Source organism: Hydrogenophaga sp. A37 (assembly GCF_002001205.1).
Classification (GTDB): domain Bacteria; phylum Pseudomonadota; class Gammaproteobacteria; order Burkholderiales; family Burkholderiaceae_C; genus Hydrogenophaga.
On sequence record NZ_MUNZ01000062.1, the window covers coordinates 1 to 14,411 of the forward strand.

Here is a 14,411-nt window from a genome sequence, read left to right on the forward strand (position 1 = left end):
CGCTCCACGCTTCCTTCCTACGCTCGGTCGCCCTCACGCAGTTGCGCTTCACTTTGCTCACTGTGACCAGCTCGCAGCGGGACTTGCACCCGCAGGTGTGCGCCCATGCTGGGCGCACCAAAAAAAAGCCACCTTGCGGTGGCTTTGAAAGTCCTTGGAAGGACGTCGTTGGGAGACCAGTTTCAAACGTTGCAAAACGTGTTGTGTTTGCCGGATCTTTGATTGGTGATGTTGTGACAGCAACTCGCAAATTGTGCGTTGCAATAAGTATTTCGTACATCCCCCATTTGGGGGAGCGCAGCAGCACTTGGTTGCACTTCAACCAACGGGCAGGCCAAAAATCATATCCAAAGGCCTATGGATACACACTGGCGGCCGAAGAGCGCCAGCCCTTTACTGAAACAGTAATTACCGTCAGTTACAAAGCCACGGGCAGGTCCACCACAAAGCGCGCGCCACCGCCCGGCCGGTCTTCGCAATGCACGCTGCCCAGATGGCGGTTCGCGATCGACTTGACCAGCGACAGACCCAGGCCCACGCCACCCACACTCTCGCTGGCACCGGGCAGCCGGTAGAAGGGCTCGAAGATGCGCTCGCGCAACTCGGCCGGCACGCCAGGCCCCCGGTCTTCCACACACACCCGCACCATGGCCGGACCGCGAACGCTCGTGTGCATCGCAATGCCCAGCCGCACCGGCTCGACCACGCCGTTCGCGCCCACCGGCTGACCATAGCGGCGCGCGTTTTCCAGCAGGTTGCGAAACAGGCGGCGCAGCAGCTTGGCATGCCCCTGCACCAGCACCGGTGAAATGCCTTCCGCCACATCGAGTTCGGCGCCGGTGCGTGAGCATTCTTCTGCCGCGAGCCCCACGAGGTCCACCTCTTCGGTCGGACCGATGGCCGACGCTTCGTTGGCGTCGCGCACGTCCAGCCGGCTGGCCAGCAAAATCTCGTCAATCAGCTGGTCCAGCTCCTCGATGTTGCGGGCCACCTCGGCGCGCTGGCTCGCGTGCGCCGCGTCGTGGCCCAGCAGCTCCAGCCCCATGCGGATGCGCGCCAGCGGTGAACGCAACTCGTGCGAGGCGTTGGCGAGCAAGGCCTTGTGCGACAGCATCAGGGTCTGCACACGCTCGGCCGCCGAATTGAAGCGCTCGGCCAGAAAGGCCACCTCGTCCTCACCCGCCACCGGCAGGCGCGTGCTCAGATCGCCCTGCCCCCAGCGCTCCACGCCACGCTGCAAGGCCTCCAGGCGCTTGGTCAGGCGGCGCACGATGGGGTAAGCGCCCAGCGCCACGGCCAACGCCACCAGCCCCAGCAGCCAGGCAAATCCATACGGCGACTGCAGGCCAAACAGGTTGCGGCGGTTTGACGCCGTGCTGCCGGGTGGTCGGCTGGGTCGCGGCAGCTGGATGTACAGCGTCTGGCCGTCTTTCATCTCCACCTGAAATTCCAATCCCTGACCGGGCACGCGCACCGCTTGGGCGGGCGCCTGGCCGACGATTTCGCCCGCGCCGTTGCGCAGAAAGATCTCGCGCGCCGACCGCGCGTCACGTTCCTCGCGGTCGCGGTCCAGCGCCATCTGCCACAACCAACCCGCCATCAGCGCCAACACCGCCACCGCCGCCACCACCGCCAGCCAGATGCGCAGATACAGGCGCTGACCCCACAAGCCTTTCATCGCCACGCTCCAAAGCCGAACCAGCGGCACAGATACAGGCGCCTGCACCCACCATGCCCAGCCAACGCGGTGTGGCCCACGCGGGAACGCCGCAGAACCGGCTTCGCCGGGCTGCAGGCGTTGTCCCCCCCAGGGGGAAGACGCAAAGCGGCGCAGGGGGAGGTCACCTCTAATCCTGTTGTTTCGCGAACACGTAGCCCACACCCCGCACCGTCAGGATGCGCTTGGGCTCCTTGCTGTCGGCCTCGATGGCGTTGCGGATGCGGCCGATGTGCACGTCGATGCTGCGGTCAAACGCCTCCAGCTCGCGCCCGCGCACAGCCTCCATGATCTGGTCGCGCGTGAGCACGCGCCCGGCACGCTCGGCCATCGCCACCAGCAGGTCGAACTGGTAGGAGGTCAGGTCGCACACACCGCTGCCCACCTGCACGGTGCGCGCGTCGCGGTCAATCTCCAGCGAACCAAAGCGCAAGACCGGCGTGCTGCGTGTGGCGGTCGCGGTGCCCGTGGGCTCGCCCCGGCGGCGCAGCACCGCGCGGATGCGTGCCAGCAGCTCGCGCGGCTCGAAGGGTTTGGGCAGGTAGTCGTCGGCACCGAGTTCGAGGCCGATGATGCGGTCCATCGGGTCGCCTTTGGCGGTGAGCATCAGCACCGGCACGCGGGCGCAGTCGTTGGGCAGCGCGCGGATGCGGCGGCAGACTTCGAGCCCGTCGATGCCGGGCATCATCAAATCAAGGATCACGAGTTCGGGCTGCAGCATCGGCAGCTGCTCCAGGCCTTTTTCACCGTCGCCCGCGTGGGTCACGGCGTAGCCGGACTGGGCCAGGTACTCGGTGACCATCTGCGCCAGACGCGCGTCGTCTTCGATCATCAGGAGGCGGGTGGGGCTTGGAGCGTTCATGGCTTTCAGTGTAGCGAGGTAGGTGGCCCCCACACTCCACCGCTGCGCGGGTCGTTGCCCCCCACGGGGGCTGATCCGCCTTGGGGCGGCCCGGCGGCGGATCGGTGAACAAGGCCATACCAAACGCATGGTCGCGCACGCGCGTGAAGCGCGTGGATCGCTCGCGTAAAGTTGCGTGAATGTTCACCCCGTCCTCTCCGCTGCCGCTGCCCGCCCCTTCGATGACCGCGCTGCTGCACGATCTGGCGACGGCCCGGCCCGATGCCCCGGCGCTCAGCGGCCGAGAGCCCGGCCAGGCGGCGATCCCCACCCTGAGCTACGCCGGCCTGATGCGAGAGGCCGATGCACTGGCGCAGGACCTCGCCACCCGCTGGGGCGTTCAGGCGGGCGACCGCGTCGCCTGGCTGGGCCTGAACCACCCGACCCAGATCGCACTGCTGTTCGCGCTGGCGCGACTCGGCGCCATGCTCGTGCCGCTCAACCACCGGCTCGCGCCCGCCGAGTGGGCGGCTGTGCTGGCCGACTGCACGCCGCGCTGTCTGGTGCACGACGCGGCGTTCGCCGAGGCTGCCACCGCCCTGTGCGCCGTACCAGGCGGGCCGGTCAACATCGCACTGCGCGACCTGAACACGCAGACCTGCCCCACCGTCCTCCCCGCGCCAGCGACCGGCGCCACGGACCACCCTGTGCTGCTGGTCTACACCTCGGGCACCACCGGCGCGCCCAAGGCCGCCGTGCACACGCAAGGCAACCTGCTGGCCAACATGGCGATGGCGGCGCAAGTGCAAGGTCTCACGGCGAGCGACACCGTGCTGACCGGGCTGCCGCTGTTCCATGTGGGCGGCCTGTGCATCCAGACCCTGCCCGCCCTCTCGGTGGGCGCGCACGTGCTGTTGCACAGCCGCTTCGACGCCAGCGCCACGCTGCAGGCCATCGCCACCGAACACCCCACACTCACGCTGCAGGTGCCCGCCACGCTCAAAGCGCTGACCGAACACCCGCGGTGGACCGGCACCGACCTGTCCAGCCTGCGCGCCGTCTGGGCCGGCTCCAGCCTGCTGCCGCCCGCACCGTTGGCGGCGTTTCATGCGCGCGGCGTGCCAGTCTGCAATGTCTACGGCAGCACCGAGACTGGCCCGTTCTCGATTGCCCTGCCACCGGAACATGCCCAGGACCATGCCGGCTCCTGCGGCTGGCCAGCGCCCGGCGTCGAGGTGGAACTGCGCGATCCCCTGGGCGCGGTGGTGGCTCCCGGCGCCGTGGGTGAAATCTGCCTGCGCGCGCCGAACGTGGTGACGCGCTACTGGCCCGACCGCACCGCCTGCGACGCCGACGGCTTTTTCCACAGCGGCGACCTTGCGCAACGGGCTGCCGACGGCAGCTACACCGTGGTCGGCCGCGCCAAGGACATGATCATTTCGGGCGGCGAAAACATCTACCCGGCCGAGATCGAGAACCTGCTGCTGCAGCACCCGCTGGTGATTGAGTGCAGCGTGGTCGGTCAGGCGGACGCGCGCTGGGGCGAAGTGGCGGTCGCGGTGCTGGTGCTGCAGCCCGATACGGAGGTGGGCGACGGCTGGGCCGCGCCCTTCCAGCGGTTCCTCGACGGCCGGCTGGCGCGCTACAAGTGGCCCCGGCGCTGGCTGCGGATGGACGCCCTGCCCAAGACCGCGCTGGGCAAAGTGCAGAAGGCCGCGCTCAAGACCCTGCTGGGCGCTCCGGCAACGGAATGAGGCGCGTGGCGAGCCAGATCAACGCGAGGACGGGCACGCCGAGGAGTGCCGTTGCCGTGAAAAAAGTCGGGTAATCGTAGGCATCGACAAACGCGCCCGAATAACCCGCCAGCCACTTGGGCGCAAGCAGCATCATGGAGCTGAACAGCGCGTACTGCGTGGCCGAGTAGGTCACGTTGGTCAGGCTGGAGAGGTAGGCGATGAACGCGGCCGAGGCCACACCCGCGCTCAGGTTGTCGGCCGAGATCACGGCGATCAGCGCCGTCACATCGTGACCGTGACCCGCGAGCCAGGCAAACAACAGGTTGCTCGCGGCCGACAGGATCGCGCCGAGCATGAGCACCCGCATCACGCCCAGCCGCAGCGACAGCGCACCGCCGATGAAGGCGCCGACCAGGGTCATGATCACGCCGTAGATCTTGGTCACCGCCGCCACCTCGTCCTTGGTGTAGCCCATGTCCACGTAGAACGGATTGGCCATGATGCCCATCACCACGTCGCTGATGCGGTAGACGCCGATCAGCGCGAGGATCAGCAGCGCCTGCTTGCCGTAGCGCTTCAGGAAATCGGCAAAGGGCTCGACAAACGCGCCCCGGAACCACTCGGCCGCGTTGCGCGCGGGGGGCACGGCCAGCTGCACCGGCTCGCGCGAGAACAGCACCGTCACCACCCCCACCAGCATGCTCGCGGCCATGACGAGGTAGGCCGTGGTCCAGGCCGCGTTCTGGTACAGCGCGCCCGGTTCGGGCTTGATCGCATCAACCGCCATCGCGGCGGCCTGCGCCACCGGCGCCACCTCGGCCCGCGCCGCCAGCCACAACACGCCCGCACCCGCCCAGATCATCGCCAGCCGGTAACCCGTCTGGTACGTGGCGGCGAGCACGCCCTGGTGCCGTGCGTCGGCGGACTCGATGCGGTAGGCGTCGAGCGCGATGTCCTGCGTGGCCGAGGAAAACGCCACCGCCAGCGCGCACCACACCACCACATTCAGCCCGGTACGCGGGTCTGACAGCGCCATGCCCACCAGCGCCGCCATGATCGCGCCCTGCGACAGCAGCAGCCAGCTGCGACGCCGCCCCATCCAACGCGTGAGCAGCGGGATCGGTAGCCGGTCCACCAGGGGCGACCAGCACCACTTGAAGCCGTAAGCCAGCCCCACCCAGCTCAGGTAACCGATGGTCGTGCGGTCCAGCCCCGCTTCGCGCAGACGAAAGCTCAGCGTGCCCAGCACCAGCAACAGCGGCAAACCGGCCGAGAAGCCGAGCGCAAACATGCGCAGGCTGGCGGGCTCCAGGTAGGCGCGCAGGGTCTCGCCCCAGCTGGGTCGGACTGTGGTGGGTGGTGGCGAAGTGGTGGTGGCGTTCTCGGTCATTGAGGCAATGGGGTGCACCCAGCGGGCGCTTTGCCTATTATTGACCCATGTGTTTTCTCTGCGACCTCAAGACATCCTCCGCCCCCATCTCCCAAGATGCCCCACAGCGCGGCCCCTGGCAGGCGCGCCGCGCCTTCATGCTCGCGGGCGCGGCAGCCGTCACCTTGCCCGCCGCTGCGCAGGTCGACGTTGGCAAAGCCTCCAGCATGCGCAAGCTCGTTCCCGCCGACGCCATCGAAAAGGCTGGCAGTCAGCAGTTTGTGCAAACCGTGCAGGAGGCGAAGCAGAAAAACGCCCTGCTGCCCAGCAACCACCCGCAAACCCAGCGCCTGCACGCCATCGCCCAGCGCATCATTCCGCACGCCGCCGCGTGGAACCCGCGCGCCAAGGACTGGCAGTGGCAGGTGGCGCTGATCCAGAGCAACCAGATCAACGCCTTCTGCCTACCCGGCGGCAAGATCGCCTTTTTCACCGGCATCCTGAGCCAGCTCAAGCTCACGGACGACGAGGCCGCGATGATCATGGGCCACGAGATGGCCCATGCGCTGCGTGAGCACGCGCGCGAGCGCCTGGCCAAAAGCAGCGCCACCAACCTCGGCCTGCGCCTGGGCGCCGAGCTGCTGGGCCTGGGCAACATCGGTACCGTCGCCGCCGACCTGAGCTCCCAGCTGCTCACGCTCAAGTTCAGCCGGGAAGACGAGTCCGAGGCCGACCTCGTGGGACTGGAGTTGGCCGCCCGCGCCGGCTTCCAGCCGCAGGCCAGCGTGAGCCTCTGGCAGAAGATGGCCTCGGCCAACAAGGGCGGCGGCCCGGCGTTTCTCTCGACCCACCCCAGTGGACCGAACCGCATCAAGGAACTGCAGGCGAACGTGCCGAAGGTGATGGGCCTGTACGAGCGGGCCCGGCGGGGCTAGCATCCGCCCGTCGGCACCCGCCGACACCCACCCGAAGGAGATGCACCATGAAAACCCTGATCACCGCGTCCGCCTTGCTGTTGTGCTCTGTGGCCTATGCCCACAACTGCCCCAACGAAATGAAGGCGATCGACGCCAAGCTCGGCACCAGCCCGAGCCTGTCCATGCAAGACATGGACAAGGTGAAGTCCTTGCGTGCGCAAGGCGAAAAAATGCACAAGGAAGGCAAGCACGACGAGTCCATGAAGGCCCTCGGCGACGCCAAGAAGCTGCTCGGCCTCTGAGCCTTGACCGGGCGGGCCGCTCAGCCCCCCTGGACGTGCGGATTGAAGCGCCGCTCCTCCCCAAACGTGCTCTCCGGCCCGTGCCCGGGGATGAACACCGTCTCATCGCCCATCGGCCAAAGCCGCTCCTTGATGCTGGCAATCAGCTGCGCGTGATTGCCCTGAGGGAAGTCCGTGCGGCCGATGCTGCCCGCGAACAGCACGTCGCCCACGAAGGCGCGCTGCGCCTCTGGCGACTGGAACACCACATGGCCCGGTGTGTGGCCGGGGCAATGGCGCACGTTGAGCGTGCAGTGGCCGATCTGCACCGTGTCGCCATCGGCCAGCCAGCGCGTGGGCGTGAAATGGCCCGCCGGCGGAAAACCGAACATGGCGCTCTGCTGCGGCAGGCCGTCGATCCAGAATTGGTCACCCGGGTGCGGGCCGATGATCGGCAGACCCAGCTGAGCGGCGAGCTCGGCCGTGCCGCCCGCGTGGTCGATGTGGGCGTGGGTCAGCCAGATGGCTTTGAGCGTGACGCCCAGGCGCTTCACCTCGGCCAGCAAACGCTCCAGCTCACCCCCCGGGTCGATGACGGCGGCGTCCATCGTTTCATCGCACCAGACGATGGAGCAGTTTTGCGCGAACGCGGTGACGGGGACGGTGAGGTACTGGAACATGGATCTCGGAGTGGGCGTTGAAAGGCTGGCGGTACTGTATCAATCGGGCTGGGGAACGCTGGCATCGCCAGACAGCAGGGTTCCGCCGGGCCAGTGTCCCTCGGTGCAGAGCCGCTGCACCAGCCCCACGACCAGGCTGGCCACGGCCTGGGACGCCGACGACAGCGGTATGTGCACCGATGCGCAAAGCACCAGAATGCGCTCCAGGGGTGGGTTCACCACCGGCCTCGCCACCAGCAGGCCGGCGTCAATCTCCGGCCGCAACGGCATGACGGGCAACAGGGTGTGCCCCAGCCCGGCCAGCAGCGTGGTGCGCAGGATGCTGATGGAGCTGATGTCGGCGAACACCTGGGGCGGTGCGAGGCCAGAGCGGGCCGCGGCCGCCTCAATGATGGGGCGCACGCCGTGTGGGCTTGCCGGCAGGATCAGCGGCTGCGCCAGCGCCTGGGCCAGCGTGACCGTCGCGGCCGGCGTGGTGCCCGGCACGGCGGGCTCGATTAGGCACAGCTGCTCGCTCAGCAGGCCCGTGCTGGTGAAACCGCCCAGGTGGCCGTCGTCGAACAGCACGGCCAGGTTGATCTGCCCGGTGCGCAACTGCCGCGTGAGATTGCCCGTGAGTTCCTCCGTCAGTTCGAGCTCGATTCGGGGATAGCGCTGGTGGACCTCGCGCAGCAGGGGCAGCGCCAATGCGTTGGAAGCGCTGTGCGGGATGCCGAACACCACCTTGCCGCGCGGCTCGTCGCCAGTGTGGCGTGCGCTGCGCAGCGCCTCCTCGGCCTGGCGCAGGATAGCGACCGCGTGCGGCAAAAAACGCTGCCCGGCATCGGTGAGCTCCACCCCGCGCCGGGAGCGGAGAAAGAGGCTGACGCCCAGCTCTTCTTCGAGCTGGGCCACCTGGTGGCTGAGCGCCGACTGGGCGACGAACACCCGTTCAGCGGCCTTGGAAAAGCTGCCGCTGTCGGCGATGGCCACAAAGTAGCGCAGCTGTCGAAGTTCCATGGTGGAGAAGGAATGACCGGTCAGAGGGTGACATCCATCTTGTTTCAAGATGGCAGGTAGCACAATCGGTATTGGACAGATGACTCTAGCGCCACTGTAATGCGTTCACCAACTTTGCCGACGCTCACTTCCAGCCACCCGCCGGAAGCCTCCCGCCGATCAGGCACCCGATGCCGGCAAAAAGCACCTCTTACCGGAAGTGCGGGCCGTTGGCTCCCCGGCGCGGGCGCCCGACCTCAGAGTGTGAAGTCGTATTCGATCGTGATCGGCGCGTGGTCGCTGAACTTTTCGCCTTTGTAGATGGCTTCGGTTTTGGCGTGGGCCGCCAGCGCGGGTGTGGCCAGGTGGTAGTCGAGCCGCCACCCCACGTTGTTCGCGTAGGCCTGGCCCCGGTTGCTCCACCACGTGTAGCAGGTGTCGGTGGTGTCGGGCTGCAGGCGGCGGTACACGTCGACCAGGCCGCCGTCGGCGAGCAACTTGGTCATCCAGGCGCGCTCTTCGGGCAGGAAGCCGCTGTTCTTCTGGTTGCTGCGCCAGTTCTTCAGGTCGGCGTTCTGGTGCGCAATGTTGACGTCGCTGCAGATGATGAAGTCGCGCTGGCCCTTGAGCGCCATCAGATGCGGGTAGAACACATCGAGGAAGCGGTACTTGGCCTCCTGTCGCTCCGGGCCCGACGACCCGCTGGGGCAGTACACACTGATGATGGATCGCTTGGCCGTCGGTGTGTCAAAGCGCAGTTCGACATAGCGGCCTTCGGCGTCGAACTCGCCGGCATCAAAACCCATCACCACGTCGCTGGGCTCATGGCGCGTGTAGACCGCCACACCTGAGTAGCCCTTCTTCTCGGCAAAGTGAAAATGGCCTTTGAGGCCCGCCATGGCTTCAAAGCGGCCGCTCACATCGGGCGCCTGGGCTTTCACTTCCTGCACACAAATACAATCGGGCGAGTGTCCGGCAAGCCAGGCCTCCAGCCCTTTGCTGGTGGCTGAACGGATGCCGTTGAGGTTGAGGCTGGTCAGTTTGAACAAGGAATTCTCCATGTCGTTGGAAGTGGGTGTGGCGGACAACGCCGCAGGAAAAGATGAACTGGCACAGGACTTCGTGCAGTTCTGCGTGGACTCGGGCGTGCTGCGCTTCGGCGAATTCAAGACCAAGGCCGGGCGGCTCTCGCCCTATTTCTTCAACGCCGGCTTGTTTGACGATGGCGCCAAACTCGGCCGGCTCGCGCAATTCTATGCACAGGCCCTGATCGCCAGCGGCATCGAATTCGACATGATTTTCGGGCCCGCCTACAAGGGCATTCCGCTGGGTGCGGCGGTCGCCATCGAGCTGGCCCGTCTGGGCCGCAACGTGCCCTTTGCCTACAACCGCAAGGAAGCCAAGAACCACGGCGAAGGCGGCTCGCTGGTGGGCGCGCCGCTCAAGGGCCGGGTGCTGATCGTCGACGACGTGATGTCGGCCGGCACCGCTGCGCGCGAGTCCATCGCCCTGATCCAGGCCGCCGGCGCCACGCCGCACGCGGTGGTGATCGCACTGGACCGCCAAGAAAAGGCCACCGAAGTGGGCGCCGACGGACAGGTGCGTGACGTGGACCACAGTGCGGTTCAATATGTGCAGCGGCAGCTGGGGATGCAGGTCTGCGCCATTGCGACGCTGTCGGATTTGCTGCACTATCTGACGGTGCACACAGGAGACGAACTGTCCAGCCACCACGACCGCGTGCTGGCCTACCGCGAGCGCTACGGCGTCGCTTGAGGAATCCTTTGCCCGTTTTCATCCCGATTCCTGTTGCTCAGGCGCTGCGACTCGCAACACTGGGGTGTGCCTTGGTGGCGCTGAGTTCTGCCGCCTTGGCACAGGACAAAAGCAAGGCCGGCATCTACAGCTGCATCGACGGCAAGGGGCGGCGCATCACCTCCGACCGCCCTATCGTCGATTGCCTGGACCGGGAACAGCGCGAGCTGAGCAACTCCGGCGTGGTCAAGCGCGTGCTGCCACCCAGCTACACCGCCGATGAACGCGCCCGCCTCGACGCGCAGAAAAAGGTGGAAGAAGCGGAGCGTTCGCGGGTGGCAGAAGAAAAACGGCGGGACCGCGCGCTGCTGATCCGCTACCCCAACCAGGCGGTCCACGACAAAGAGCGCACCGACGCGCTGGCGCAGATCGACGATGTGATTGGTGCGGTCAAGAAGCGCGGGGAAGAACTGGTCAAACAGCGCCGCGACATCGATATCGAGCTGGAGTTCTATCAGAACGACGTCACCAAAGTGCCATCCTGGCTCAAACGGAAGATCGAGGACAACGCGGAGCAGATCCAGATTCAAACCCGCTTCCTGAACGACCAGGGCAAGGAAAAGCAGCGCGTCAATACGCGGTTTGACGAGGAACTGGCCAAGCTGAAGATGCTCTGGAGCACTCGATAGCCCCCCTGCGCCGCTGACGCGGCTTCCCCCCAGGGGGACCAACGCCAGTGGCCCGGCGAAGCCGGTTCCACGGCGTTTGCTGGGTTGAGGCACGCGCTCCGGCTGAATGCCTGGCGGGTCCGCGCCCCCTTCTGCTTTATTGCAACTTTTGGCGCAGCAGGTCGTTGGCCTGTTGCGGGTTGGCTTTGCCCTTGCTGGCCTTCATGACCAGGCCCACCAGAGCGTTGAAGGCCTTGTCTTTGCCGGCGCGGAACTGCTCGACCATGGGGGCGTTGGCGGCCATCACCTCGTCGATGATGGCTTCCAGCGCGCCGCTGTCGTTCATCTGCTTGAGGCCTTTGGATTCGATGATTTCGTGAATCGCAATCGCAGCTTGAGTTAAGTCAGCATTTGCGACACCAAACGCACCACGACGACCTTCCCACAAGGAGTCAAAGACTATCTTGGCCGCATTGTTTGAAATGGTGCCATCGGCAATCTTGTTCAGCATTGCCGCCAAGTAGTCCGCTGGCACAGGGGCGCAGGAAATATCCGTGTCTTCGTTGTTCAAACGGCGCGACACTTCGCCCATGATCCAGTTACTGGCCATCTTGGCCTGCCCACTGGCCTTGGCGGCCGTCTCAAAGTAGGCCGCCATCGCCGGGCTCTGCGTGAGTGTGGTGGCGTCGTACTCAGGCAGGCCGTAGGTCTGCACCAGGCGCTCGGCCATCTGGCGCGGCAACTCGGGCATGCCGGCTTTCACCTGTTCCACCCAGCTGCGCGCGATCACCAGCGGCGGCAGATCCGGGTCCGGGAAGTAGCGGTAATCGGCCGCGTCTTCCTTGGTGCGCATGGCGCGCGTCTCTCCGGTGTCGGGGTCGAACAGCACCGTGGCCTGCTGAATGGCGCGGCCGTCTTCGATCTCTTCGATCTGCCAGCGGATCTCGTAGTCGATCGCCTGCTGCATGAACTTGAACGAGTTCAGGTTCTTGATCTCGCGGCGCGTGCCCAGAGGCGCCCCGGGTTTGCGCACCGACACATTGGCGTCGCAGCGGAAGCTGCCCTCCTGCATGTTGCCGTCGCAGATGCCGATCCAAGTCACGGTCTTGTGCAACTCCTTGGCGTAGGCCACGGCCTCGGCGCTGGAACGCATGTCGGGCTCGGTCACGATCTCCAGCAGCGGCGTGCCGGCACGGTTCAGGTCGATGCCGCTCTGACCGATGAAGTCTTCGTGCAGCGATTTGCCCGCGTCTTCTTCCAGGTGAGCGCGCACCAGGCGCACGGTCTTCTTTTCGTCACCGAGGAAGAAGCTCACCTCGCCGCCCTGCACCACAGGGATCTCGAACTGGCTGATCTGGTAGCCCTTGGGCAGGTCGGGGTAGAAGTAGTTCTTGCGAGCGAACACGCTTTGCTCGGCGATGTGCGAGCCCAGCGCGAGGCCGAGGCGGATGGCGTGCTCGACCGCACCGCGGTTCATCACCGGCAGCGTGCCTGGCAGGGCCAGGTCCACCGCGCAGGCCTGCGTGTTGGGCTCGGCGCCAAACGCCGTGGGCGCGCGGCTGAAGATCTTGGATTGGGTCGCGAGCTGGGCGTGGGTCTCGAAGCCGATCACGACTTCGTAGCCTTGCACCAGGGGGGGTTTGTTGGTGTTGCTCATGTCAAAAGCCCTCCGGCGTCTTCAGATGCCAGTCGGTGGCTTGCTGGAAAGCATGGGCTGTCTGCAGCAGTTCGCCTTCCTTGAAATAGTTGCCCACCAGTTGCAGGCCCACCGGCATGTTCGCGGCGCCGAAGCCGGCCGGCACGCTCATGCCGGGCAGGCCGGCCAGCGAGGTGGACAGGGTGTAGATGTCGGCCAGGTAGTTGGCGACCGGGTCGTCGCTTTTCTCACCGATCTTCCAGGCGACGGTGGGCGCCACGGGGCCGGCGATCACGTCGCACTGGGTGAAAGCCTGCTGAAAGTCTTGCGCGATCAGGCGGCGGATCTGCTGCGCCTTGAGGTAGTACGCGTCGTAGTAACCGTGGCTCAGCACATAGGTGCCGATCATGATGCGGCGCTGCGCCTCGGGGCCGAAGCCCTCGCTGCGTGACTTTTTGTACATGTCGGTCAGGTCGTCGTACTGTGCGGCGCGGTGGCCGAACTTCACACCGTCGAAACGGCTCAGGTTCGACGAGGCTTCGGCGGGTGCAATGACGTAGTAAACCGGGATGGACAATTCTGTGCGCGGCAGCGAAATGTCGACCAGTGTGGCGCCGAGCTTTTCATACTCAGACAGCGCGGCGCGCACGGCAGCGATCACGTCGGGCGCGCAGCCTTCACCGAAGAATTCGTTGGGCAGGCCGATGCGCAAACCCTTGAGCGGCTGCGCAGCGGTCGCACCATCACGAGGCGCGCCCAGCAGGCGCGTGTAGTCCTCGGCCGGGTGGTCGAGGCTGGTGGAGTCGCGGTCGATGTCGGGCCCGGCCATGGCGGTGAGCAGCGTGGCGCAGTCGGCGGCGCTGCGCGCCATCGGGCCGGCCTGGTCGAGGCTGGAAGCGAAAGCCACCATGCCATAACGCGAGCAGCGGCCGTAGGTGGGCTTGATGCCAGTGATGCCGGTGAAGCTGGCGGGCTGGCGGATCGAGCCGCCGGTGTCGGTGCCGGTGGCGGCGGGCACCAGGCGCGCGGCCACCGCGGCGGCCGAACCGCCCGACGAGCCGCCGGGCACACGGGCCGTGTCCCAGGGGTTGTGCACCGGCGCGTAGGCCGAGTTGTCGTTGCCCGAGCCCATGGCGAACTCGTCGCAGTTGAGCTTGCCCAGCGTCACGGCGCCGGCCTGGGCCAGATGGGCCACGACGGTGGCGTCGAACGGGCTTTGGTAGCCCTCCAGGATCTTCGATCCGGCGGTGGTGGGAAAACCCTGGGTGACGAAGATGTCCTTGTGCGCCAGTGGCACGCCCAGCAAGGGGCCGCGCTCACCGGCAGCCACGCGCCCATCCGCGGCCTTGGCCTGCGCCAGGGTAAGGTCTTCGTTGAAGGCCAGGTAGGCGCCCAGGCCGGCGTGCTGCCTGGCACGCGCCAGCAGGTGCTGCGCGGCTTCGACGCTGGAGGTCTTTTTGTCAGCGATGGCGGCGGCCAGTTCGGCCACGCCCATCTGATGCAGTTCTTGTGCGCTCATTCGATCACCTTGGGCACGAGAAACAAGCCGCGCTCGACCGCAGGCGCGCTCTTCTGGTTGGCTTCGCGGTTGTTGGGTTCGCTGGCCACATCGGGGCGCAGGCGCAGACTCACGTGGTCGATCACGGCCGTGGGGTGGGCCAGTGGCTCCACGCCGGTGGTGTCCACCGCGTTCATCTGTTCGACGATGTCGAAGAAGCCGTTGAGCTGGCTGAGCATGCGCTCGCTTTGGGGCCCGGAGAGTTCAAGACGCGCCAGATTGGCGATGCGCCCGATGTCGGACAAGGTCAGGGACATGGCAGGACGGGAACCGGT

At 66.4% G+C, this 14,411-nt stretch carries 14 protein-coding genes; 5 read left to right on the forward strand and 9 right to left on the reverse strand.

Going from position 1 to position 14,411, the window contains the following annotated elements:
• Positions 1–418 precede the first annotated feature (418 nt).
• Positions 419–1,678, reverse strand: coding sequence for a HAMP domain-containing sensor histidine kinase (locus B0E41_RS03465; protein ID WP_077328857.1), 1,260 nt, complete (start codon positions 1,676–1,678; stop codon positions 419–421).
• Positions 1,679–1,847: 169 nt separating this feature from the next.
• The gene (locus tag B0E41_RS03470) at positions 1,848–2,579 is read right to left on the reverse strand and encodes a response regulator transcription factor (RefSeq protein ID WP_171984649.1); all 732 of its coding nucleotides are present in this window, start codon (positions 2,577–2,579) and stop codon (positions 1,848–1,850) included.
• Between the two features lie 179 nt (positions 2,580–2,758).
• On the opposite strand from B0E41_RS03470, the gene B0E41_RS03475 reads away from it, so the two are divergent.
• A complete protein-coding gene (locus B0E41_RS03475) occupies positions 2,759–4,312 on the forward strand; it encodes an AMP-binding protein (RefSeq protein ID WP_077328859.1) in 1,554 nt (517 codons plus the stop codon).
• Here the strand turns inward: B0E41_RS03475 and B0E41_RS03480 are convergent.
• A complete protein-coding gene (locus tag B0E41_RS03480) occupies positions 4,278–5,684 on the reverse strand; it encodes an AmpG family muropeptide MFS transporter (RefSeq protein ID WP_143433639.1) in 1,407 nt (468 codons plus the stop codon). The two genes, B0E41_RS03475 and B0E41_RS03480, sit on opposite strands and share 35 nt — an antisense overlap.
• 47 nt (positions 5,685–5,731) lie before the next feature.
• Here B0E41_RS03480 and B0E41_RS03485 point away from each other — a divergent pair, with 47 nt between their 5' ends.
• Complete coding sequence (locus B0E41_RS03485) at positions 5,732–6,598, forward strand: M48 family metallopeptidase (protein ID WP_077328864.1); 867 nt, start codon at positions 5,732–5,734, stop codon at positions 6,596–6,598.
• A 47-nt stretch (positions 6,599–6,645) separates the two neighbouring features.
• Complete coding sequence (locus tag B0E41_RS03490) at positions 6,646–6,882, forward strand: hypothetical protein (RefSeq protein WP_077328866.1); 237 nt, start codon at positions 6,646–6,648, stop codon at positions 6,880–6,882.
• Positions 6,883–6,902: 20 nt separating this feature from the next.
• Here the strand turns inward: B0E41_RS03490 and B0E41_RS03495 are convergent, their stop codons facing one another.
• From B0E41_RS03495 to B0E41_RS03505, 3 genes are all read right to left on the reverse strand, one after another.
• Positions 6,903–7,541: an MBL fold metallo-hydrolase gene (locus tag B0E41_RS03495; RefSeq protein WP_077328868.1), complete on the reverse strand. Its 639-nt coding sequence runs from the start codon at positions 7,539–7,541 to the stop codon at positions 6,903–6,905.
• Between the two features lie 39 nt (positions 7,542–7,580).
• On the reverse strand, positions 7,581–8,540 hold the full coding sequence (locus tag B0E41_RS03500) for a LysR substrate-binding domain-containing protein (protein ID WP_077328870.1): 960 nt from the start codon (positions 8,538–8,540) through the stop codon (positions 7,581–7,583).
• Between the two features lie 236 nt (positions 8,541–8,776).
• Positions 8,777–9,580, reverse strand: a complete 804-nt coding sequence (locus B0E41_RS03505; protein ID WP_171984650.1) for an exodeoxyribonuclease III — start codon at positions 9,578–9,580, stop codon at positions 8,777–8,779.
• On the opposite strand from B0E41_RS03505, the gene pyrE reads away from it, so the two are divergent.
• Complete coding sequence (pyrE, locus tag B0E41_RS03510) at positions 9,579–10,295, forward strand: orotate phosphoribosyltransferase (RefSeq protein WP_077328872.1); 717 nt, start codon at positions 9,579–9,581, stop codon at positions 10,293–10,295. The two genes, B0E41_RS03505 and pyrE, sit on opposite strands and share 2 nt — an antisense overlap.
• 95 nt (positions 10,296–10,390) lie before the next feature.
• Positions 10,391–10,963: a DUF4124 domain-containing protein gene (locus B0E41_RS03515; protein WP_253194591.1), complete on the forward strand. Its 573-nt coding sequence runs from the start codon at positions 10,391–10,393 to the stop codon at positions 10,961–10,963.
• A 136-nt stretch (positions 10,964–11,099) separates the two neighbouring features.
• Here the strand turns inward: B0E41_RS03515 and gatB are convergent, their stop codons facing one another.
• Genes gatB through gatC form a run of 3 tightly spaced genes read right to left on the reverse strand, consistent with a single transcriptional unit; the run spans position 11,100 to position 14,393 of the window.
• Positions 11,100–12,599 (reverse strand): Asp-tRNA(Asn)/Glu-tRNA(Gln) amidotransferase subunit GatB, encoded by a 1,500-nt coding sequence (gene gatB, locus B0E41_RS03520; RefSeq protein ID WP_077328874.1) that lies wholly within the window; start codon positions 12,597–12,599, stop codon positions 11,100–11,102.
• Position 12,600: 1 nt separating this feature from the next.
• Positions 12,601–14,097, reverse strand: a complete 1,497-nt coding sequence (gene gatA / locus B0E41_RS03525) for an Asp-tRNA(Asn)/Glu-tRNA(Gln) amidotransferase subunit GatA (RefSeq protein ID WP_077328876.1) — start codon at positions 14,095–14,097, stop codon at positions 12,601–12,603.
• Positions 14,094–14,393 (reverse strand): Asp-tRNA(Asn)/Glu-tRNA(Gln) amidotransferase subunit GatC, encoded by a 300-nt coding sequence (gene gatC, locus B0E41_RS03530; RefSeq protein ID WP_077328879.1) that lies wholly within the window; start codon positions 14,391–14,393, stop codon positions 14,094–14,096. Before gatC ends, gatA begins: the two co-directional genes overlap by 4 nt.
• Between the last annotated feature and the right edge of the window lie 18 nt (positions 14,394–14,411).

Coding starts and splice junctions, on each gene's coding strand:
- B0E41_RS03495 (WP_077328868.1), bottom strand. CDS start 7,541: ATGTTCCAGTACCTCACCGTCCCCGTCACCGCGTTCGCGCAAAACTGC.
- B0E41_RS03490 (WP_077328866.1), top strand. CDS start 6,646: ATGAAAACCCTGATCACCGCGTCCGCCTTGCTGTTGTGCTCTGTGGCC.
- B0E41_RS03505 (WP_171984650.1), bottom strand. CDS start 9,580: ATGGAGAATTCCTTGTTCAAACTGACCAGCCTCAACCTCAACGGCATC.
- B0E41_RS03480 (WP_143433639.1), bottom strand. CDS start 5,684: ATGACCGAGAACGCCACCACCACTTCGCCACCACCCACCACAGTCCGA.
- gatC (WP_077328879.1), bottom strand. CDS start 14,393: ATGTCCCTGACCTTGTCCGACATCGGGCGCATCGCCAATCTGGCGCGT.
- B0E41_RS03475 (WP_077328859.1), top strand. CDS start 2,759: ATGTTCACCCCGTCCTCTCCGCTGCCGCTGCCCGCCCCTTCGATGACC.
- B0E41_RS03470 (WP_171984649.1), bottom strand. CDS start 2,579: ATGAACGCTCCAAGCCCCACCCGCCTCCTGATGATCGAAGACGACGCG.
- B0E41_RS03500 (WP_077328870.1), bottom strand. CDS start 8,540: ATGGAACTTCGACAGCTGCGCTACTTTGTGGCCATCGCCGACAGCGGC.
- gatB (WP_077328874.1), bottom strand. CDS start 12,599: ATGAGCAACACCAACAAACCCCCCCTGGTGCAAGGCTACGAAGTCGTG.
- B0E41_RS03485 (WP_077328864.1), top strand. CDS start 5,732: ATGTGTTTTCTCTGCGACCTCAAGACATCCTCCGCCCCCATCTCCCAA.
- pyrE (WP_077328872.1), top strand. CDS start 9,579: ATGTCGTTGGAAGTGGGTGTGGCGGACAACGCCGCAGGAAAAGATGAA.
- B0E41_RS03465 (WP_077328857.1), bottom strand. CDS start 1,678: ATGAAAGGCTTGTGGGGTCAGCGCCTGTATCTGCGCATCTGGCTGGCG.
- gatA (WP_077328876.1), bottom strand. CDS start 14,097: ATGAGCGCACAAGAACTGCATCAGATGGGCGTGGCCGAACTGGCCGCC.